Here is a 16,000-nt window from a genome sequence, read left to right as displayed (position 1 = left end):
AGAGCTTTCTTTCAGACAGGGGAGAGACATCAATGCGCGGTGGCGCGCTGGGGCGACAGGGTGGGGGCCGGCATGCGGGCGCGGCGGTCCAGGCGGCCGCTCCAGAAGGTGAGCGCCAGGGCACCGAGCACCACGACGGCGCCTATCCATGGCGTGTGCATCAGGCCCATGTGCGTGACCACCAGGCCACCGGCCCAGGCGGCAAACGCAATGCCCACATTGAAGGCTGCGATGTTCAGGCCCGAGGCCACGTCCACCGCGTCGGGCGTGTGGCGCTCGGCCTGGCGCACCACATCGAGCTGCAGCGCCGGCACATTGCCAAAGGCCACGGCCCCCCACAGCAGCACGGTGGCCACCGCCAGCCAAGGGTGCGGCGCAGTGAACTGGAACAGCAGCAGCACGGCGGCCAGCAGCGCAAAGATCAGCTTGAGCGCAGCCACCGGCCCGCGCGTGTCGGCCAGCTTGCCCCCCCAGAGGTTGCCCACCGCCACCGACACGCCGTACACCAGCATCACCCAGCCCACCGCGCTGGCGCCAAAGCCCGACTGCTGCAGGATGGGCGCGAGAAAGGTGAACGGAATGAAGGATCCGCCATAGCCCACGGCCGTGGTGGCATAGACCAGCAGCAGGCGCGGCTGGGCCAGCACCTTGAGCTGCTGCGCCAGCGAGGCCGGTGGCGTGTGCGCAATGGCACGCGGCACAAAGAAGAAGCTCACCACAAAGGCCAACGCGCCCAGGGCGGAGACGGCCAGAAAGGTCTCGCGCCAGCCGAAGTGCTGGCCGATGAAGGTGCCCAGCGGCACACCGGTGACCAGCGCCACGGTCAGGCCGGTGAACATGATGGCGATCGCGCTGGCGGCTTTTTCCTTGGGCACCAGGCCGGTGGCGATGGTGGAGCCGATGGAGAAGAACACACCGTGGGCCAGCCCCGTGAGAACGCGGGCGGCCACCAGCGTGTTGTAGCCCGGCGCCTGCCAGGCCAGCAGATTGCCCAGTGTGAACAGGGCCATGAGGCCCAGCAGCAAGGCCTTGCGCGGCAGCTTGCCGGTCAGGGCCGTGAGCACGGGCGCGCCAAAGGCCACACCGAGTGCGTACAGGCTGACCAGCAGGCCGGCCGAGGGAAGGGTGATCTGCAAATCGGCCGCCACCGTGGGCAGCAGGCCCACGATGACGAACTCCGTGGTTCCGATGGCAAAGGCGCTGATGGTCAGCGCGAGAAGGGCAATGGGCATGAAGGGCTCCGGCAATCGAGTGAACAAGAGAGCCGGAGTGTGCGTGCTTTACCTTTGCAGAAAAAGCCTCTTGTCGGCAGAATACTGTTGACTTCAATTCAACAATACAAACCCATGAAAACCACGCTTGAAGAACTGCTGGCCTTTCGCACCGTGGTGGACACGGGCTCCATCACCGCAGCGGCCGAGCAGCTGGTGCAGACCGTCTCGGGCATCAGCCGCGCTTTGAGCCGGCTGGAGAAAAAACTGGGCACCACCCTGCTGCGCCGCACTACACGCCGGCTGGAACTGACCGAGGAAGGCCAGGCCTTTCTGGCGCGCACACGCGCCATCCTCGACGCCATGGACGCGGCCGAGGAAGAGATGGCCGCACGCCGCGAAGCGCCCAGCGGGCTGTTGCGCGTCAACGCGGCCTCGCCCTTCATGCTGCATGCCGTGGTGCCGCTGGTGGCCGAGTTCCACCAGCGCTATCCGGCCATTCACCTGGAGCTCAACACCGACGACCTGAACGTGGACCTGCTGGCCCAGCGCACCGACATTGCCATCCGCATCGGCACGCTGCGCGACTCCACGCTGCATGCGCGCCCGCTGTGCAGCAGCCACCTGCGCGTGCTGGCCAGCCCGGTCTACCTGGCGCAGCACGGCAAGCCCAAACGCGTGGCCGACCTCTCGCAGCATGCGCTGATCGGCAACAGCCAGGTGCCTTCGCTCAACGACTGGCCGCTGCGCGGCCCGCAGGGCGACCACTACCGCGCCACACTGGCCTTCAGCGCGTCCAGCGGCGAGACCATGCGCCAGCTCGCGCTGGCCGGTCTGGGCATCGTCTGTCTGGCCGACTTCATGACCGAGACCGACCGCAAGCAGGGCGACCTGGTGCAACTGTTTCTGCGCGACACCGTGGACGTGCGCCAGCCCATCAACGCGGTGTACTACCGCAACACGGCGCTCTCGGCGCGCATCACGGCGTTTCTGGATTTTCTGGCGGCGCGGCTGCAATAAAAAACGCGCCCGAAGGCGCGTTTTTTATTGGGCATGGGGGCCTTAATTACTTCGAAACTACACGGGCCATCTCGAGCACCTTGTTCGAGTAACCCCATTCGTTGTCGTACCAGCTCACCAGCTTGACGAAGGTGCCGTCCAGGGCGATGGAGGCTTCGGCGTCGTAGATGGAGGTGCGGCTGTCGCCACGGAAGTCGGTAGCCACGACCTTGTCTTCGGTGTAGCCCAACACGCCCTTCAAGGCGCCTTCGGACTGCGCCTTCAGCTCGGCGTTGATCTCGGCCAGCGTGGCGGAGGTGTTCAGTTCCACGGTCAGGTCAACCACGGACACGTCGCTGGTGGGCACGCGGAAGGACATGCCGGTGAGCTTCTTGTTCAGTTCCGGAATCACCACACCCACGGCCTTGGCTGCGCCAGTGCTGGAGGGAATGATGTTTTCCAGAATGCCGCGGCCGCCGCGCCAGTCTTTGTTGGAGGGGCCGTCCACCGTCTTCTGGGTAGCGGTGGCTGCGTGCACGGTGGTCATCAGGCCACGCTTGATGCCGAACTTGTCGTTGATCACCTTGGCCAAAGGCGCCAGGCAGTTGGTGGTGCAAGACGCGTTGGAGATGATGGCCTCACCCTTGTAGGTGGCGTGGTTCACGCCATAGACAAACATGGGGGTGTCGTCTTTGGAGGGAGCGGACAGGATGACCTTCTTGGCGCCTGCGTCGATGTGCTTCTGGGCGGTTTCCTTGGTCAGGAACAGGCCAGTGGATTCGACCACGATGTCGGCACCAACGTCGGCCCACTTCAGGTTGGCAGGGTCACGCTCTTGCGTCAGGCGGATCTTTTTTCCGTTGACGATCAAGACGCCGTTGTCGACGGACACTTCGCCCTTGAAGCGGCCGTGCACGCTGTCGTATTGCAGCATGTAAGCCAGGTAGTCAGGCTCCAGCAGGTCGTTGATACCAACGATCTCGATGTCATTGAAATTCTGAACTGCGGCACGGAACACCATGCGGCCGATGCGGCCAAAGCCGTTGATACCAATCTTGATTGTCATTTGCTTCTCTCTTCAATTAAAAAATCGTAGGACACAGAAACCAGAATTACTTGCGGGCCAGTGCGGTCTGCACGGTGTCGGCCACGTTCTCGGCCGTGAAGCCGAAGTGCTTGAACAGCACCGGTGCGGGGGCGGACTCACCGTAGGTGTCCAAGCCGACCACGGCTGCGGTGCCGTACTTCCACCAGCCGCTGGTGGAGCCCATTTCCACCGCAATGCGGGGCACACCAGCCGGCAACACGCTGGACTTGTACTCGGCGCTTTGCAGATCGAAGGTGGTGGTGGATGGCATGGAGACCACACGCACGGCGATCTTGCGCTCAGCCAGCAGTTTTTGGGCGGCGATGGCCAGTTGCACTTCGGAGCCAGTGGCGATGATCACGGCTTGGGCCTTCTTCTTGATACCGGCGTCGGCAGGTTCGGCCAGCACATAGGCACCCTTGCTGATGGCGTCCAGGCCCGAGGCGTCGGGCGCCACGGCGGAGTCGCCCTTGGCGATGTAGGCAATGTTCTGGCGGCTCAAGAGCAATGCTGTGGGCTTGGCTTTGTTTTGCAAAGCAACCGTCCATGCCACGGCGGTTTCAGCCGTATCGGCGGGACGCCACACATCCAGGTTGGGGATCAGGCGCAGGCTGGCAGCGTGCTCGATGGACTGGTGGGTGGGGCCGTCTTCGCCCAGACCGATGGAGTCGTGGGTGAACACGTGCACCACGCGCAGCTTCATCAGGGCGGCCATGCGGATGGCGTTGCGGCTGTAGTCGCTGAAGGTCAGGAAGGTGCCGCCGTAGGGGATGAAACCACCGTGCAAGGCCACGCCGTTCATGATGGCGGCCATGCCGAATTCGCGCACGCCGTAGTTGATGTGGCGGCCGCCCTGACCGGCTTCGTTGGTCACCACGTCACCCGTCATGGCGTCAAAACGCAGGTTGGGTGTGCTCTTGGTGTTGGTGAGGTTGGAACCGGTCAGGTCGGCCGAGCCACCCAGCAGCTCGGGCAGCGCAGCGGTGAAGGATTCCAGAGCCAACTGGCTGGCCTTACGGCTGGCCACGGTCTCGCCCTTTTGGTGGGCCGCGATGACGGTGTCCACGGCGGTCTGCACAAAGTTCTTGGGCAGGTCGCCCTTCATGCGGCGCACGAATTCTTTGGCCAGCTCGGGGAAGGCGGCTTTGTAGGCGGCGAACGTGTCGTTCCAGGCAGCCTCGGCGGCCTTGCCCTTTTCCTTGGCGTCCCAGTCTGCATAGACTTCCTTGGGGATCACAAAAGGTGCGTGGCTCCAGCCGATGGCTTCACGCGTGAGCTTGATTTCTTCGGCGCCCAAAGGCTCGCCGTGGGCCTTGGAGGTGTTGGCGCGGTTGGGGCTGCCCTTGCCGATATGGGTCTTGTTGATGATCAGGGTGGGGCGGTTGTCGGTGCTGGCCTTGGCTTGTGCAATGGCGGCAGACACGGCGGCGGCGTCGTGGCCGTCCACCGGGCCGATCACGTTCCAGCCGTAGGCGACAAAACGCTGGGCCGTGTTGTCGATGAACCAGGGGGCAACCTGGCCGTCGATGGAGATGCCGTTGTCGTCGTACAGGGCAATCAGCTTGCCCAGCTTCCAGGCGCCGGCCAGGGCGGCGGCTTCGTGGCTGATGCCTTCCATCAGGCAACCGTCACCCATGAACACATAGGTGTGGTGGTCCACGATGGCGTGGCCTTCGCGGTTGAACTCTTTGGCCAGCAGCTTTTCAGCCAAGGCAAAGCCCACGGCATTGGTGATGCCCTGGCCCAGAGGGCCGGTGGTGGTTTCCACGCCGGGGGTGATGCCGAATTCGGGGTGGCCCGCGGTCTTGCTGTGCAACTGGCGGAAGTTCTTCAACTCGGCGATGGGCAGCTTGTAGCCGGTCAGGTGCAACAGTGCGTAGATCAGCATCGAGCCGTGGCCGTTGGACAGGATGAAACGGTCGCGGTTGGCCCATTGGGGGTTGCCGGGGTTGTGGCGCAGGTGCTCGCCCCACAAAGCCACTGCCATGTCGGCCATGCCCATGGGGGCGCCGGGGTGGCCGGAGTTGGCTTGTTGCACAGCGTCCATGGACAGTGCGCGGATGGCATTTGCCATGTCTTGGGTATTGGGGGTGGGGGCCATTGAGGGCAACTCCGGGGTAAGGTTGGAAAACGGTGGGAAGGGTGAAACTCCCCCGATTTTACCGGGCCGCGCCAAAGGGACGTTACAGCGCGGTACCGCGCGGAATTTGAACCATGGGCTATGCTTTTGTGCATGAGCCAACTCTTCACCCCCCTGACCCTGCCATCGCCGCGCGGTGGCCTCACGCTGCCCAACCGCATCGTCATCGCGCCGATGTGCCAGTACCAGGCCGTCGACGGCTGTGCCACCGACTGGCACCTGATGCACTGGGCCAATCTGCTCAACGGCGGCGCTGGGCTGTTCATGATTGAGGCCACGGGTGTGCTGCCCGAAGGCCGCATCACCCCCGCCTGCCTGGGCCTGTGGGACGACCGTACCGAAGCCGCACTGGCCGACAAGCTGGCACGCGCGCGCAAACTGGCGCCCCGGGTGCCGGTGTGCATCCAGCTCGCCCACGCGGGGCGCAAGGCCTCCAGCCACATCCCCTGGGAAGGCGGCCAGCTGATGGCGAAAAACGACGGCGGCTGGGAAACCTTTGGCCCCTCGGCGCTGCCACAGCTGCCCGGTGAAACCCCGCCCACGGCACTGGACGCGGCCGGCATGGAACGTGTCAAGCAGGCCTTTGTAGACGCTGCGCGCCGTGCGGACCGCTTGGGGCTCGACGCGATTGAAGTCCACAGCGCACACGGCTACCTGCTGCATGAATTTTTGTCACCGATTGCCAACCAGCGTGACGACGCCTATGGCGGCAATTTCGAAAACCGCATCCGCTTTCCCCTGGAGGTGTTTGCCGCAGTCCGTGCCGTGTTTGATGGCGTGCTGGGCCTGCGCCTCTCGGCCAGCGACTGGGTGGACGGCGCCTGGGATGTGGAGCAAAGCGCCGAGTTTGCCAAACGCCTGAAGGGCCTGGGCTGCGACTTCATCCATGTGTCCAGTGGCGGCGTGTCGCCCCAGCAAAAGATTGCCCTGGGCCCCAACTACCAGGTGGATTTTGCGCAGCGCATCCGCGAGGTGAGCGGGCTGCTGACGATTGCCGTGGGCCTGATCACCGACCCGCAGCAGGCCGAGGCGATTTTGCAAAACGGCGAGGCCGACCTGGTGGGCCTGGCGCGTGCGTTTTTGTACCAGCCCCGCTGGGGTTGGCAGGCGGCTGCCGCACTGGGTGGGCAGGTAGAAGCCCACCCCACCTACTGGCGCAGCCTGCCGCGCGAGGCGCAGCAGGTCTTTGGTGCCGTGAAGGTGGGCGGACGCTGAGCCAGGCATGCAGGGCCTGCACCTGACCGCGGACTTGTACGGCTGCCGCTGTGCCATGCCATGGTTGACCGAGGCCACGGCCCTGGGTGCCTTTTGCGTGCAGGCCGTGGAAGCAGCCGGGCTGCAGGCCGTGGGCCAGCAGTTCCACACCTTCCCCGCCACCGCCCTGGGCCCGGGCGGTGTCACCGCGACCGTGCTGCTGGCCGAGTCACACCTGTGTGTGCACACCTGGCCCGAACAACGTGCGGTAACGCTGGATGTGTACGTGTGCAACTTTGGCGCAGACCATTCGGACAAGGCGCACGCGCTGCTGGCCGCGCTGCTGCAGCGTTTTGACGCCACACAGGTGCAGCAGCACCAGTTGCTGCGCGGCACGCCACCTGGCGGGTAAAGGGCCCAGCACCAAAACAAAAAGGGAGCCAGTGGCTCCCTTTTTGTTGGCAGGCCACAGGCCGATCAGGCGCGGTGACGCATGCGACGGCGGCTGATGGTGCCGATCAGGCCCAAGCCTGCGAGCAACATGGCATAGGTTTCTGGCTCGGGCACGGCGGTCACCACGTTGGACTGCAAAAACTCCACGCGTAGGCCGGCGGGGTTGCCACTGCCTTGGGCGAAGTTGGTCAGCACAAACTCCAGGGTGTTCAGGCCGGCGTTGAAGCCGCTGTTGGCCGCAAAGCTGGCGTACTGGTTGAAACTGCCTGCGCTACCGATGGTCACGCCATTGAGCTTCACGATGGCCTGGTTGTCTGCCGCAAACTGGCCGGTGAAACTGGCCGTGCTGGCATCAAAACCGCTCAGGTTGAAGGACAGGGTCCAGGAGTAGGTGCCCGTGTTCACGGGGTCCAGCGATGCGGCCTGGTTGGCGGTGGGGGTGATCCACTTGGACGCCGACGTGTTGGCAAGCCAGGGGTTGACGGGCCAGGCGTTGTCGTAGCTCACATAACCGTAGCCATTGCCGTTGAGCACGTAGTTGGTGTCCTGCAAGCCGCTGGCGAAGCTGCCGGTGTTGACCAGGCCGGAAATAGACGCGGCCTGGGCCGAGAGGAAGGAGCTGGCGGCCAGAACGGCGGCGATGGCTATTTTTTTCATGGATTCCCTGGAAAGAGGCCTGCGACGAACAATGCCCTGATTGCAAAGAGGCAGGCGGGTTGGCACGGGTGGCGCGCGGCGCCATCCGGCGGGCTGCGTGTGACAAAAATCACACTTTGCGGCCCGGATTAGCCCCCGGGCGTCGCAGCGGGGGGCTCGGGGGCCCAGGTGGGGTGCACCGCCAGGGCTGGGCTGATGGCCTCGCCGTCCACACCCAGGCTGGAAATAAAGCCCCCCCAGTTCCACTCGGCATAGCGCCACTCGCTGCCTGCGCGCACCACGCCGTCAGGCGGCTGCACCTCCTGCACCGGCACCCCCTTCAGCGCAGTGGCCATGTAGTCGATCCACGCAGGCAGTGCCAAGGCCGAGCCAGATGCGCGCGTGCCCAGGCTGCGCGGCGTGTCGTAGCCCACCCACACCACGGCCACCAGACCCGGCTGGTAGCCGGCAAACCAGGCGTCCACCACATCGTTGGTGGTGCCGGTTTTGCCATACAGGTCGGGGCGCTTGAGCGTAGCCTGCGCGCGCGCGGCGGTGCCGCTGCGCGTAACCTCTTGCAGCAGGGTGGAGACCATGAAAGCGTTGCGCGCAGGAATGGCACGCTGGGTTTCGTCCACCACCGGGATGGGCGCCTCGAACACCACCTCGCCACTGGCGCGGGCGATGCGCTGGATCAGCAGCGGGCTGACACGGTAGCCACCATTGGCCAGCACGGCATAGGCACCCGCCAGTTGCAGCGGCGTGGTGGCACCGGTGCCCAGGGCCTGGGTCAGGTCCGCGGGCTGGCGTTCGGCCTCGAAGCCAAATCGGCTGGTCCAGTCGCGAGCCCCCTGTGGCGAGAGCAACTGCAGGAGACGGATGGACACCAGGTTCTTGGAGCGGGCCAGCGCGTGGCGCAGGGTGATGGGGCCGTCCGCGCTGCCGTCGTCGTTCTCGGGGGCCCAATCGCCCACGTTCTCCAGCGGCGCATCGTTGACCAAGCTCTCGGGTTGCATGCCGTTCTCAATGGCGCCGGAATAGATGAAGGGCTTGTAGCTGGAGCCAGGCTGGCGCCAGCCCTGGGTCACGTGGTTGAACTGGTTGCGGTGGAAGTCAAAGCCACCTACCAGCGCGCGGATCTGGCCATTGGCCGGGTCCATGGCGACGAGTGCGCCCTCGGTCTCGGGCCACTGCACCAGGCTCCAGGCCTTACCCTGCTGCAGCACGCGCAGCACCGCGCCCCGGCGCACGCGCAACTTGGCCGAGGCGTTGTCGGCCAGGCCGCTCTGTGCCGGGCGCAGGCCGGAACCTTCCACCGTCACCACCTCGCCCGAGGCGAGCACCACGGTGACGGACTTGGTGCTGGCGCGCGTGACGATGGCCAGGCGCAGGTCTTCGTCATCGTCGTAATCGGCCAGCGCCTGGGCGACCGCGGGGTTGTCGTCTTTGAGGGAATCCGCCAGGCTCTCCTGCCCCTCGGGGCCGCGCCAGACCTGGCGCAGCGAGTGCTCCACCAGCGTGCGACGCAGCGCCTTGTAGGCGGCCTGCTGGTCGGCTGCGCGCAGCGTGGTGGTGACGTTGAGGCCGGTGGTGTAGCTGAGCTCGCCAAACTGGGCGTAGACCTGCTGGCGCACCATCTCGGCAGCGTATTCGGCGTGCACGTCCACGTCATTGGGCCTGCGCACCACCAGCTTTTCCAGCAGGGCCGCGGCGTACTGGCCGCCGTCGATCACCCCCTGCGAACGCATGCGACCCAGGGCAATCAGCTGGCGCGCACGCGCGCGGTCCAGGTTCTGGATGGGGTTGGCAAAGTAGGGGTTTTGCGGCAGGCCGGCCAGCATGGCGCACTCGGCCGGCGTCAGGGCTGCGAGCGTTTTGCCAAAGTAGGTTTGGGCCGCAGCCTCAAAGCCGTACGAGCGCGCGCCCAGGTAGATCTGGTTCATGTAGAGCTCCAGAATCTGGTCCTTGCTGAGCTGCGACTCGATCTTGAAGGCCAGCATCGCCTCCTTGAGCTTGCGCTCCAGGGTGCGCGAGCGGCTCAGGAAGAAGGTGCGCGCCACCTGCTGCGTGATGGTGGAGGCGCCCTGCATGCGCCCACCAGTGGTGATGGCGAGCAGCGCCCGCGCCACACCGATCGGGTCCAGCCCGCCGTGGCTGTAGAAGCGCGCGTCTTCCACCGCCAGCAGGCTGTCCTTCATGAGCGGAGGGATCTGGTCGATGCGCTGGTAGACGCGGCGCTCTGCGCCAAAGCCGCCTATGGGCACACCATCGGCCGTCAGCACCCGCAAGGGCTGCTTGGGCTGGTAGTTGGAGAGTGAGGAGGTGTCGGGCAGCTGCGGGTAAAAAAACGCGGCCGCTGCCAGCAGAAAGAGGGCGAACACCACCACCAGCACCAGGCCGGTTTTGAGGACGCGCATGGGCCATGGGCCCCAGGAGTTGGTGTGCATAAGAAAGCGTGGCTGAGGGCGGATTATGGGCAGGTCTGCCGCGCAGACACCGCCAGGGGCTGTGTCACAAGTGTGTCCAGCTGTTGCTCAGGCCCCGGCATGGTGGCCCTGCGTGAAGGCTTCTTCAAAGATGGAGTAACCCGCCCAGTCGCTGTGGGCGAAGCGCAAACGGCCATGGGCCAGCACAAAATGCTCTTGTTTTGATAGCTGCTTGCGCACATTCGACGGGGGCTGGAGGCCGATTTGACCACTCATTGACGGGATGGGGATGGCCATGGCGTGGCCGTAGCGGGTCAGCTCCACGCGGCTGGCTTTGGCGGGCAGGTCGGGGTGGGCGGTGGCCAGCTCGGCCAGGATGGTGTCGCGCCAGTGCGTCCAGGGCTGCGCCAGCAGCTGCTTGCGCCCGGCAGCCGGACCACCGGGCACATCGCCCAGCGCGCGGTAGTGGGTGAGCACCGTGGCGCCGGGCACGGGCTGCAGGCTTTGGTGCATGGCGTCCACATAACCCAGGCCACCGCCGGTCTCGCTGTAGATCACATTGTCCCAACTCGGCGCCGGGCCTGGCCGGTCATGCAAGGGCGCGCGGATGTGGATGTTGGCCACCAACCAGGGGGCGTAGACCACACGCTGCGCCGCTTGGCGCAGAAACTCGGGCGCGCCCTCCACCACACGCGCAGCCACAAAAATGGGCAGCGCCACGATGGCTTGCTGTGCCTGCCAGCGCTCTACCTGCTGGGTGGCGGTGTTGAAGGCATCCACCTCCACGCCGTGGCGGCTCTGTGCCACGCGCAGCACCACGCAGCCGGTGCGCAGGCGCTCGCCCAAGGGCGCGGCCAGGCGGCGTGTGAGCCAGGCATTGCCCTCGGGCCAGGTCAGCAGGCCCTCGCGCTCCACCGCATCACTGCCCGGCGCATGGAAGCCGTGGCGGCTGGCAAAGTAGTGGATGCCGGCCCAGGCCGACACGGTGGCGATGCCGGCGCCGTAATCGTCGCGGCAGCAGTAGTCCAGGTACCAGCGCAGCGGCGGGTCGGTCAGTCCGTTTTGCTCCAGATATGCTATAAAAGTCATAGCCGACAGCGCACGCTGCACGGGGGCTACAGGCCTATTTCTTATAGGAATGGCCCACTTCGCCGCCTGGCGTGCCTGCTCCACCAGCACCGCAAAACGGCGGTACTGCGCCAGCGTGGACGCACCCACGCCCTGCACTGGCAGCAGACCGTCCTGCCAGGCACCGTGAAAGAACAGGCGCTCTTGCGGGCTGTGGCACAGGTGGCGTTCGTCGTACTGCCAGCGCCCGGCCACCCGTTGGCGCAGGCCCAGTTCCTCCAGCAGGCCTTGCACCTCGGGTGCGTCATCGCTGGGCAGCGGCAGGTAGTGCGCGCCCAGCGGGCAGGCCATGCCGCCCACCGTGCCGCCGCGTGCATTGCCACCGGCGCTGTCTTCCAGCTCCAGCAGCGCAAAGTCGTCCTGCCCGCGCAGGCACAGCGCACGCGCGGCAGCCAGGCCGGCCACGCCACCACCGGCAATAACGGTGTGGGTGCGGTGGGTGACGGCAGGGGTGGGCCAGGTTGTGGTGTCGCGCAGCCGGTGGCCGCGTTCGTGGGCGATTCCGGTGAAGCCGCCGGTGATGTCGTTGTGGGCTGAACACGCCGCCAGGGGTATCGCCGCAGCGGCCAGAAAGTGGCGACGCTGCATCACTTCGCCACCCTGCCCCATTCCTCTTCGTAGGTCGTCACCAGCACCTGGTTAGACAGCCGGTTCACCTCAGTGGGCACACGGCCCATGTCTTGCGGAAAGTCAAACAGCAGCGGCAGGCTGGGCACGTTCAAAAAGCGCAGGCCTGCGGGCAACGCGGTAGGCATGCGCCAAGGGCGGCGGCTGGCCAGCACAAAGCCCCATTCGCCAAAGCTGGGCACATGCGCGTGGTAGGGCGTGGCGGTCAGTCCCACGGACTCGATGGTGGTGACCACGGTCCAGAAGCTCTTGCGCGCAATCAGCGGTGAGGTGGTCTGCACGACGGCGTAGCCGCTAGCGGCCAAGTGTTTGTCCAGCAGGGCGTAGAAGGCGTTGGTGAAGAGCTTGCCGACCGAGAAGTTGGTGGGGTCGGGAAAGTCCACCACCACCACGTCAAACACCTCGTCGGTGCCCTGCAACCAGGTGAAGGCGTCGGTGTTGATGACCTTCACCTTGGGGGAGCGCAGCGACTCGCTGTTGAGCGCGGCCAGCTCCGGCGTCTGGGTGAACAGCGTGGTCATGGCCGGGTCCAGCTCCACCAGCGTGACGCTCTCTACACCGGAGTACTTGAGGACCTCACGCACCGCCATGCCATCACCACCGCCCAGTACCGCCACTTTTTTGGGCGAGGCGCCGCTGGCTGAAAACGCGGCCATGGCGGGGTGCACCAAGGCCTCGTGGTAGCGGTACTCGTCGCGCTGGGCAAACTGCAGGTTGCCGTTGAGGAACAGGCGGTAGCCCAACTGCCCCTCGCCCGACGAGTGCGTCACCACGATGCGCTGGTAGGGGCTGGACTGGGCGATGATGGCCTTGTCCTGGTAGAGCCGGTCTTCGGCCCAGGTGGTGATGTGGTCGGCCGCGACCATGCCCACACCCAGCAGGGCCAGCACCACGCCACAGGCCCAGGCATGCGCGGCAAACCGACGCAACTCATGGCGGAACAGCCACAGCGCCCACAGGGCCACCGCTGCATTCAACAGGCCGAACAGCAGCCCGGTGCGCACCAGCCCCAGCTTGGGCACCAGCAACAGCGGGAATGCGACCGATACGGCGAGCGCGCCCAGGTAGTCAAAGGTCAGCACCTGCGAGACCAGGTCCTTCAGCGCCACATTGCGCTTGAGGATGCGCATGACCAGCGGAATCTCCAGCCCTACCAGCATGCCCACCAGCAGCACCATGGCGTAGAGCACAAAACGGAAGGAGCCCGGCACCCAGGCGTGCGCTACAAAAAGAATAGCTGGCAGCGCACCACCAGCAAGGGCCACCATCAGTTCTATGCGTAAAAAGTGAGCGGTGAGCTGGCGCTCGAAAAAGCGCGATAGCCAGGAGCCAATGCCCATGGCAAACAGGTAAGCCCCGATGACGGTGCTGAACTGCAGCACCGAATCGCCCAGCAGGTAGGACGCCAGCGCCCCGGCCGCCAGCTCGTACACCAGCCCGCAGGCCGCCACCACAAACACCGAGGCCAGCAGCGCGACTTCGACCGGGCGCGGCCCGACAGCGTGTGGAGACACAGGTTTCACCGCCGGGCCGCCCCAAGGTGTGGACTTGGGGTTTTGCCAAACGCGCCCCCGCGGGGGGCAGCGACCCGCGCAGCGGTGGAGCGTGGGGGCATCAATGGATGGCAGCCGCCACGATGATGCAAATGCCCAGCGACATGGCCGCCACCACCAGGGCCAGCGCCTTGTTCTGCTTTTCCACAATCTCCAACCACAGGTTGTAGGGCGTGATCTTGTCAATGATGAGGAAGCAGATCCAGAAAATCAGCACCCCCATCACCGCATACAACACCGAGCCCAACACCACATCCGGTTTCAACCATTCCATGGTCATCTCCTTAAATGCACTGCACGTTGCAGGCGTGAACCATCAGCCCTTGGGCACCACCAGTTTTTGCCCGACCTGAATTAGGTTGGGGTTGGGAAGGTTGTTGCGTGTCTCGATTTCGGTGTAGCGCTGGCTATTGCCCAACTGCGCCGCCGCAATTTTGGACAGGGTGTCGCCCACCTTGACTACGTAGACGACTTCATTGCGATCGGCCCCTTTAACCTGAGCCAGATTGGCACTCATGAAGTATTTCTTAATGAGGTCCAGATACTCCGGGCCGGCCTTGACCTTGCGAATCGCAATGTTCAGGTTCTCCAGCAACTGTGCGTCGCCCTTGCGTACACCGATTTTGTATTTGAGATCGGAACCAGGGAGCTTGGAGACGGCAAACTGAAGGTCGGTACCGCGTATCTCTGAAACAGCAAACGGGTAGTCATAAATCACACCATCGACCTTTCCACCCTTGATGAAATGTTGGATCCAGATCCGTTGACCGTTAATGGAGGCATCGCTGAGTTCAACTAGGCGGGCCTTGGGAAACTGCTGGGATGCATAGGCCTTTACATCGGGGTCACCCTTGAGGATCCCGATGGTCATGCCATTCACATCTGCAATGCTTTTGATGGAGGAGGACCTGGGTGTGATCAGTGCATAGCCAAAGTCATCGACATAGGGAATGGAATACACCACGCCAGGCAGATCCTCATCGGAGAAGGTGAGGCCATCAATCGCAATATCGACGGTGGCGTTGCCACGGTTATCCGTCTTCAGCAAAGCCTCTGGCACAGCGGGGTAGGTGTCCACCACATTGTCCGTATCCACGGCAATTTGTTTGTGTTTTTGCACAAACTCCGATTGCGCAAACAACACCTTCAAGAACTCATAGTTGAAGCCTTGTGGGCGGCCATTTTCTACATAATAGAACGGTGGTGAAGGGGATTGCACGCTGGCACGCACCACACCTTTTCCCACGATCGTGCTGTAGGTGTCGGCCGCGGCGGCAGACGCTGCAGGCTGTGCCTGCTCCTGCGGTTTGGCAGGGGCAGCTGGCACATTCGCGGCTATCGGGGCGTGGGCATCGCTAGCCTCTTGTTTGCGTGATTCGTTGAATTTGATGAAGCCATACATTGCACCGCCCACGGCGACGGCAATGAGAACCAGGCGGGGAAAGGGTTTTAAAGCCATATATCTTCTCTGAATTCGTTGAGTTATTTGTTATCGGACTGGGACTTGAACCAATCGACACCATCGGTCGAAGGACCGGTCGGAACGTTCTGGCGGACATGTTGGGTCAATGTGCTGGGCAGGGCATTCGACGCATTGTTCTCAATCAGCAAGCGCTTGGTGTCACCCAGCACCAGGGACTCCGCGTTCTTCTCCCACTCGGCCAGCATCTGCATGGCGTCTGCCTCGTAGATGCCATTGTTCAGATCCACCGAGCGCATGAAACTGTCAGACATGCGAGCAAAGTCTTCGATCTCCCCGATCTTCATGGCGTAGTCTGCCGCCAGGTATTCATTGGCCATATCAAACATGGCACGGGTATCGGGGTCTCCATTGATGATGGCCTGCGCAGACTTAATGGCAGAGTAGGCGTTATCCATCATCTCCTTCTTACGCTCCTTGACCTTGATCTCGCTCTTCATGTCTTTGATGAGGAAGCTGGAGACTTCTTGGTACTTGGTGAGGACGCGGTACAGCAGCTCCAGCTTGGCCAACAAGTCCTGATACGTCAAATTGGCATCGTTCATGCGCCCTACCTCGCGGGAGGCAAGCGCCAGATCCATAGTCTTGTTCTGTTTCTTGGCCTCACTCATCAGTCGCATGGAACCATCGCGCGACTTGTTGTTGTTGCTGATTTCTTCCTTGCATTGACGGATCATTCCAGACAATTTGGCAATTCGCGTGTTCATGTTGGCGAGCTTGCCTTCCAGCTCTTCTACATAGTTCTTCATGATGCCGATGGGGTCAATCTCCACAAAGATCTGAGTGATCTTGCGCATCAGGCTCATGTACATGTACTTGCCCAGACGCCAGAAGCGCTTGTCGGAAACCACGAAACCCAACACCACTGCCGCAACCCCCAGCAGAGTGGCGTAGATCGTGTTCTCCAGCAAGGTGATGATGTAGGGCAATGCCTTGTACAGCAGGTACCCAGTACCTGCCACCAGGGTCACACCCACTATTTGTCCGGTAACCCCTTCGGGGCGCTCCCAGAAATTTTTGGGCTTGAAATTCTGCGGTATGAGGTCGGTCATCATTTGGCCTTTCT

13 protein-coding genes are annotated in these 16,000 nt (G+C 63.7%); 3 read left to right on the top strand and 10 right to left on the bottom strand.

Going from position 1 to position 16,000, the window contains the following annotated elements:
- Positions 1–29 precede the first annotated feature (29 nt).
- Positions 30–1,232, bottom strand: coding sequence for an MFS transporter (locus tag AC3WS7_RS05325; protein WP_492655637.1), 1,203 nt, complete (start codon positions 1,230–1,232; stop codon positions 30–32).
- Between the two features lie 114 nt (positions 1,233–1,346).
- On the opposite strand from AC3WS7_RS05325, the gene AC3WS7_RS05320 reads away from it, so the two are divergent.
- Positions 1,347–2,231, top strand: coding sequence for a LysR substrate-binding domain-containing protein (locus AC3WS7_RS05320; protein WP_492655636.1), 885 nt, complete (start codon positions 1,347–1,349; stop codon positions 2,229–2,231).
- Positions 2,232–2,277: 46 nt separating this feature from the next.
- Here AC3WS7_RS05320 and gap read toward each other — a convergent pair whose 3' ends face one another.
- Both gap and tkt read right to left on the bottom strand, forming a co-directional pair.
- Complete coding sequence (gene gap, locus AC3WS7_RS05315) at positions 2,278–3,276, bottom strand: type I glyceraldehyde-3-phosphate dehydrogenase (protein WP_296465181.1); 999 nt, start codon at positions 3,274–3,276, stop codon at positions 2,278–2,280.
- A gap of 46 nt (positions 3,277–3,322) precedes the next feature.
- Positions 3,323–5,371 (bottom strand): transketolase, encoded by a 2,049-nt coding sequence (tkt, locus tag AC3WS7_RS05310; RefSeq protein ID WP_492655635.1) that lies wholly within the window; start codon positions 5,369–5,371, stop codon positions 3,323–3,325.
- Between the two features lie 159 nt (positions 5,372–5,530).
- Between tkt and AC3WS7_RS05305 the strand changes: the two genes are divergently transcribed.
- Together AC3WS7_RS05305 and speD are read left to right on the top strand one after the other, a co-directional pair.
- Positions 5,531–6,652: an NADH:flavin oxidoreductase/NADH oxidase gene (locus AC3WS7_RS05305; RefSeq protein ID WP_492655634.1), complete on the top strand. Its 1,122-nt coding sequence runs from the start codon at positions 5,531–5,533 to the stop codon at positions 6,650–6,652.
- A gap of 7 nt (positions 6,653–6,659) precedes the next feature.
- Entirely contained in the window at positions 6,660–7,043 is a 384-nt protein-coding gene (gene speD / locus AC3WS7_RS05300; protein WP_492655633.1) for an adenosylmethionine decarboxylase, read from the top strand.
- 65 nt (positions 7,044–7,108) lie between these two features.
- Here the strand turns inward: speD and AC3WS7_RS05295 are convergent, their stop codons facing one another.
- The 7 genes from AC3WS7_RS05295 to AC3WS7_RS05265 form a co-directional block, all read right to left on the bottom strand.
- On the bottom strand, positions 7,109–7,741 hold the full coding sequence (locus AC3WS7_RS05295) for a PEP-CTERM sorting domain-containing protein (RefSeq protein ID WP_492655632.1): 633 nt from the start codon (positions 7,739–7,741) through the stop codon (positions 7,109–7,111).
- A 128-nt stretch (positions 7,742–7,869) separates the two neighbouring features.
- Positions 7,870–10,167: a penicillin-binding protein 1A gene (locus AC3WS7_RS05290; RefSeq protein WP_492655631.1), complete on the bottom strand. Its 2,298-nt coding sequence runs from the start codon at positions 10,165–10,167 to the stop codon at positions 7,870–7,872.
- 87 nt (positions 10,168–10,254) lie between these two features.
- Entirely contained in the window at positions 10,255–11,862 is a 1,608-nt protein-coding gene (locus AC3WS7_RS05285; RefSeq protein ID WP_492655630.1) for an FAD-dependent oxidoreductase, read from the bottom strand.
- On the bottom strand, positions 11,862–13,424 hold the full coding sequence (locus AC3WS7_RS05280; protein WP_492655629.1) for a polyamine aminopropyltransferase: 1,563 nt from the start codon (positions 13,422–13,424) through the stop codon (positions 11,862–11,864). Before AC3WS7_RS05280 ends, AC3WS7_RS05285 begins: the two co-directional genes overlap by 1 nt.
- A 91-nt stretch (positions 13,425–13,515) precedes the next feature.
- Complete coding sequence (locus AC3WS7_RS05275) at positions 13,516–13,734, bottom strand: DUF350 domain-containing protein (protein ID WP_492655628.1); 219 nt, start codon at positions 13,732–13,734, stop codon at positions 13,516–13,518.
- A 36-nt stretch (positions 13,735–13,770) separates the two neighbouring features.
- Positions 13,771–14,913 (bottom strand): transporter substrate-binding and LysM peptidoglycan-binding domain-containing protein, encoded by a 1,143-nt coding sequence (locus tag AC3WS7_RS05270; protein WP_492655627.1) that lies wholly within the window; start codon positions 14,911–14,913, stop codon positions 13,771–13,773.
- Positions 14,914–14,936: 23 nt separating this feature from the next.
- Positions 14,937–15,986 carry a hypothetical protein gene (locus tag AC3WS7_RS05265; RefSeq protein WP_492655626.1) on the bottom strand — a complete coding sequence of 350 codons (1,050 nt, stop codon included), beginning with the start codon at positions 15,984–15,986 and terminating at the stop codon, positions 14,937–14,939.
- Positions 15,987–16,000 lie beyond the last annotated feature (14 nt).

This window comes from Rhodoferax sp. EU05-FHT12H12, assembly GCF_058791215.1.
Note: the sequence above shows the minus strand (reverse complement) of the source record. Positions and strands in the feature narration are given on the sequence as shown.

Bases quoted from the DNA above. Each gene is read 5' to 3' on its own strand.
- AC3WS7_RS05265 (WP_492655626.1), bottom strand. From the start codon at position 15,986: ATGACCGACCTCATACCGCAGAATTTCAAGCCCAAAAATTTCTGGGAG.
- speD (WP_492655633.1), top strand. From the start codon at position 6,660: ATGCAGGGCCTGCACCTGACCGCGGACTTGTACGGCTGCCGCTGTGCC.
- AC3WS7_RS05295 (WP_492655632.1), bottom strand. From the start codon at position 7,741: ATGAAAAAAATAGCCATCGCCGCCGTTCTGGCCGCCAGCTCCTTCCTC.
- AC3WS7_RS05270 (WP_492655627.1), bottom strand. From the start codon at position 14,913: ATGGCTTTAAAACCCTTTCCCCGCCTGGTTCTCATTGCCGTCGCCGTG.
- gap (WP_296465181.1), bottom strand. From the start codon at position 3,276: ATGACAATCAAGATTGGTATCAACGGCTTTGGCCGCATCGGCCGCATG.
- AC3WS7_RS05285 (WP_492655630.1), bottom strand. From the start codon at position 11,862: ATGCAGCGTCGCCACTTTCTGGCCGCTGCGGCGATACCCCTGGCGGCG.
- AC3WS7_RS05325 (WP_492655637.1), bottom strand. From the start codon at position 1,232: ATGCCCATTGCCCTTCTCGCGCTGACCATCAGCGCCTTTGCCATCGGA.
- AC3WS7_RS05290 (WP_492655631.1), bottom strand. From the start codon at position 10,167: ATGCACACCAACTCCTGGGGCCCATGGCCCATGCGCGTCCTCAAAACC.
- AC3WS7_RS05305 (WP_492655634.1), top strand. From the start codon at position 5,531: ATGAGCCAACTCTTCACCCCCCTGACCCTGCCATCGCCGCGCGGTGGC.
- tkt (WP_492655635.1), bottom strand. From the start codon at position 5,371: ATGGCAAATGCCATCCGCGCACTGTCCATGGACGCTGTGCAACAAGCC.
- AC3WS7_RS05320 (WP_492655636.1), top strand. From the start codon at position 1,347: ATGAAAACCACGCTTGAAGAACTGCTGGCCTTTCGCACCGTGGTGGAC.
- AC3WS7_RS05275 (WP_492655628.1), bottom strand. From the start codon at position 13,734: ATGACCATGGAATGGTTGAAACCGGATGTGGTGTTGGGCTCGGTGTTG.